This is a genomic window from Thermogutta sp. (assembly GCF_014359955.1).
Taxonomy (GTDB): domain Bacteria; phylum Planctomycetota; class Planctomycetia; order Pirellulales; family Thermoguttaceae; genus Thermogutta.
On record NZ_JACIYL010000404.1, the window covers coordinates 1 to 3,990 of the forward strand.

The window sequence follows — 3,990 nt, forward strand, 5'->3', positions numbered from 1 at the left end:
CCGCGGAATGGAGGCCAATCGCCAGGCGTGTGAGGCCGCCGTGGAAAAGAGTCTGGCTCTGGTGACGAGCCTCAATCCGTACATCGGGTACCAGCGGGCGGCGGCCATCGCCAAGGAAGCCTTCCGCACGGGGAAGACGGTGCGGCAGGTGTGTCTGGAGCAAAATGTATTGCCGCCCGAGCAACTCGAGGAAGCCCTGAACCCGAGAAACATGCTCCATCCGCGGTGATCAGCGTACACCAGGATTTGCTCGACCGGGGGAATCCAATCGATCACTCTGAGATATCCAAGGGGGCGAAGGTCACCGCTTCTGTGGGGTTTGCGCAAGTTGTCTTGAATGCGCGGCTTGTGACGGTTTCGCCCTGGAGCGGGATGGCTGCCACGTGTTGACGGGGTTTAGGCCGATTTCTAGAATGCCAAGATCACACATTATAACTGTTTCATTTGAAAGATGTTCCATTTCCCGCGGGACGTGAGTTGGTAGCTCTTCGGAGTCGGGTGCGGGCAAGAAGGGCGCAGAAACTGAACTTGCGCTCTGAGTATTGCGTAGTAAGGGTGCCAGGGTTGGATTGGCGCGGTCTGTGGAAGGGCGCTTGGACCTTCAAGCGATAAACCTGCCCGCCCTGGTCCCGCCACCCGAGCCGAGAGCGCGATGCCGGACGGCCGGCTTGGGAGTTGTCCCGCCTGAGATGCTGATTGGTTGGCTTCAGTGTTTCGCGATGAGCTGAGGCCAGGACTATCGTTGGACGGTCATGTGGGGATCGTTCTGGGCACAGAGCATTGACTGGGCATAAGATTGCGAGGGCCCCATGGAATTTGATCCGGCAGTGATTCCCTTCACGTTGTTCCTGCTGGCACTGATTGCCGTCAGCGTCGGTCTGATCGTGCTGGGTCATCTGTGCGGGCCGAAACGGCCGAATCCCGTCAAGGCCATGCCGTATGAAAGCGGGGTGGATCCGTTTCATGACACTTCTCGCCGCTTTCATGTACGGTATCACGTTTTGGCGGTGGTGTTCCTGGTGTTTGATGTGGAGCTGCTCATTCTTTACCCGTGGGTGCTGGCGATACGGAGCCAGCCTGGCGCTTCGACAGCACAGGTGAGTGTGGCCCAGGGGCCGTCGGTGTCCGGTGCCCCGGCGCCGGTGGCGACCGACGCTTCTGGGGGAATTCCGACCTTTGCTCCGTCCAGCGGTGGAGGGACTGAGGAAAGTGGGTTCTCCCTGATGGCCGTCATGACATCCGTCGTGGGAAGTGGGTTGATTTTCTTCGCCCTGCTGACGCTCGGTTACATCTATGATTGGCGTCGGCGGGCACTTGACTGGAGTTAACCAAGGGAGGTCAGCCATGACCGATCTTCCCGATAATGTGGTCATCACCAGGCTCGATGCTCTGGTGAACTGGTGCCGCAAGAACAGCCTTTGGCCGATGCCGTTTGCCACAGCCTGCTGCGGCATTGAGCTGATGGCGACGGGGGCCAGCCGCCACGATATTGCGCGGTTCGGGGCGGAGGTCTTTCGGTTCAGTCCCCGGCAGTGCGATTTGATGATTGTGGCCGGCCGGGTGGTGATGAAAATGATGCCGGTCCTCCAGCGAATCTGGCTGCAAATGCACGAGCCCAAATGGTGTATTTCAATGGGTGCGTGCGCATCGACGGGGGGCGTTTTCGACACGTATGCGGTGGTGCAGGGAATCGACCGTTTCATCCCCGTGGATGTGTATGTGCCGGGGTGTCCGCCGCGGCCGGAGCAACTTCTCCAGGCCATTATCGATCTTCAGGAAAAGATCCAGCGAGAAGGGACGGCCAGTGGACGGGAGGCCTTTCGTCGGCGGCAGCCGCCGCGGGCACTCGTGGAGGACCCCAGGAATCCGCGGCTGGTGGTGGCGGGACCGCCGCTGTTCGCCTCTTCCGGGGACGAAGCGGCAAGCGATCGCCCGGCAGGCTCGGAAACTTCCGCAACATGAGGGTGCGTCACGGAAAGGAACGTGAGGATGGCAAGTCCCGAAACGCTCCAAAAATTGAAAGAACGCTTCCCGGAGGCGGAAATCAGCGAGTTCCGGGGACAGCACCGGGCGGTGGTTCCCGCCGGCATCGTCCACGATGTGCTGAAGTTTTTGAAGGAAGAGGTGGGGCTGGCCCTCATTATTGACATCACCTGTGTGGACTACCTGTATTATCCCAACGCCAGGGATCGGTTTGGTGTGGTGTACATCGTGGGCCATCCCGAGACGGCGGAGCGAATGATCATCAAGACGTTCGTCAACGACCCGGCGCCGACTTTGCCGACGGTCACCGATTTGTGGGAGGGGGCCAACTGGCTGGAACGGGAAGTGTGGGACATGTTCGGTATCCGCTTTGAAGGTCACCCCGATTTGCGGCGGATCCTGCTCCCGGAGGATTTTCAGGACCATCCGCTGCGCAAGGACTATCCCCTCCAGGGACGCGGTGAACGCCACAATATTCCGGTTGTCACACGGGATCTGGGGTGAAAGGACCAGTTGACCATGCCGCTGGAAAAGAGCACCACGTACATTCCAAAAGATGAGGCGCAGGAATATCTGTGGACCATGAATTTCGGTCCACAGCATCCCGCCACGCACACGACGCTGCGCCTGATCCTCAAGCTGGAAGGGGAACGGGTGGTCGATGCGGATTGCGATATCGGATATCTCCATTCAGGCTTCGAAAAGCTGGCGGAGCACCTCAACTATAACCAGTACGTGACGATTACCGACCGGATGAATTATGTGTCGCCGATGGCCAACAATGTGGCCTGGCACCTGGCGGTGGAGAAGCTTTTGGGGATCGAGGTGCCTCCCCGCTGCCAGTATCTGCGGGTGATCGTCGCCGAGCTGGCGAGGATCGCCGATCATCTCGTGTGCAACGCGGCTGTGGGGCTGGATACCGGGGCCTTCACGTTCTTCATGTACGCCTTCAATCCGCGGGAAATGATTTATGACATTTTTGAGGCTCTCTGCGGTGCCCGGTTCACCAACAGCTACACTCGGGTGGGAGGACTGATGCACGATGCGTCGCCCAAGGCCATCGAGCTCATTCGGGAGTTCGTGAAGCGGTTTCCGCGGGCACTGGATGACATGGAACGGCTCCTGACCCGAAACCGCATCTTCATCGACCGCACGAAGGGGATCGGCGTTCTCACCAAGGAGGAGGCCATCAACCGGGGTGTGACCGGCCCGATTGCCAGGGCGAGCGGAGTGACGCGCGACCTGCGAAAGGATGAGCCTTACCTGGCCTATAAAGATTTTGATTTTCAGATTTGCTGCGCCCAGGCCGGCGATTGTTACGCGCGGTATCTGGTGCGGATGGCGGAGATGCGGGAGAGCCTGAAAATCATCCACCAGGCGATTGAAAACCTGCCGCCGGGACCGGTCAATGTGGCGGTGAGCGAGCGCATCGCCCTGCCGGAAAAATGGCAGGTAACGTCCACCATTGAAGGGCTCATCACGCACTTCGAGTTGATCATGAGCAATCGGGGTTTTGAAGTTCCCTGCGAAGAGGTGTACTGCGCGACGGAGTCGCCCAATGGAGAGCTGGGATTCTACATCGTGGGGGACGGTTCTCCTTACGCCTATCGAGCGAGGTGTCGGCCGCCTTCGTTCGTTCATTTTGCGTTGTTCCCCCATTTGATACGCGGGCACACGTTGAGCGACGTGGTGGCAGTGCTGGGAAGTCTGAACATCATTGCGGCGGAGCTGGACCGGTAAGGGGCATCCGGCGATTTCCCATCGGTGGACACTGGCGAGGAGGAAGCAGTGAACGACAAGCAGACGCCGACCGAAGTCCCGTGCGAGACAGGGCGTCAGATGCTGAGCGAAGACCTCCGCGAGAGGATTCGCGCGTATTTGCCGCGGTATCCGTCGTCGCGGGCGGTCGTGCTGCCGGCGCTTCACCTGATTCAGCAGGAGTTGGGCTGTGTCTCTCCCCAGGCGGTACGCGAGCTGGCTGCCCTTCTGGAAATACCAGCCCCGGAA

The 3,990-nt window shown here is 59.7% G+C and carries 5 protein-coding genes and 1 pseudogene; all 6 read left to right on the forward strand.

The genetic code is table 11. From position 1 onward, the window contains the following. Window positions 1-229: pseudogene (gene aspA, locus H5U08_RS12100) on the forward strand (aspartate ammonia-lyase); the annotation flags it as partial. A gap of 580 nt (window positions 230-809) precedes the next feature. Continuing rightward, entirely contained in the window at window positions 810-1,328 is a 519-nt protein-coding gene (gene ndhC, locus H5U08_RS12105; protein ID WP_297033358.1) for an NADH-quinone oxidoreductase subunit A, read from the forward strand. 16 nt (window positions 1,329-1,344) lie between these two features. Continuing rightward, a complete protein-coding gene (locus H5U08_RS12110; RefSeq protein ID WP_297033360.1) occupies window positions 1,345-1,962 on the forward strand; it encodes an NADH-quinone oxidoreductase subunit B in 618 nt (205 codons plus the stop codon). Window positions 1,963-1,989: 27 nt separating this feature from the next. Beyond that, a complete protein-coding gene (locus H5U08_RS12115; RefSeq protein WP_297033361.1) occupies window positions 1,990-2,487 on the forward strand; it encodes an NADH-quinone oxidoreductase subunit C in 498 nt (165 codons plus the stop codon). A 15-nt stretch (window positions 2,488-2,502) separates the two neighbouring features. Then, window positions 2,503-3,723, forward strand: a complete 1,221-nt coding sequence (gene nuoD, locus H5U08_RS12120; RefSeq protein ID WP_297033363.1) for an NADH dehydrogenase (quinone) subunit D — start codon at window positions 2,503-2,505, stop codon at window positions 3,721-3,723. Window positions 3,724-3,771: 48 nt separating this feature from the next. Then, a partial coding sequence (locus tag H5U08_RS12125; protein ID WP_297033365.1) for an NAD(P)H-dependent oxidoreductase subunit E occupies window positions 3,772-3,990 on the forward strand: 219 nt, incomplete at its 3' end.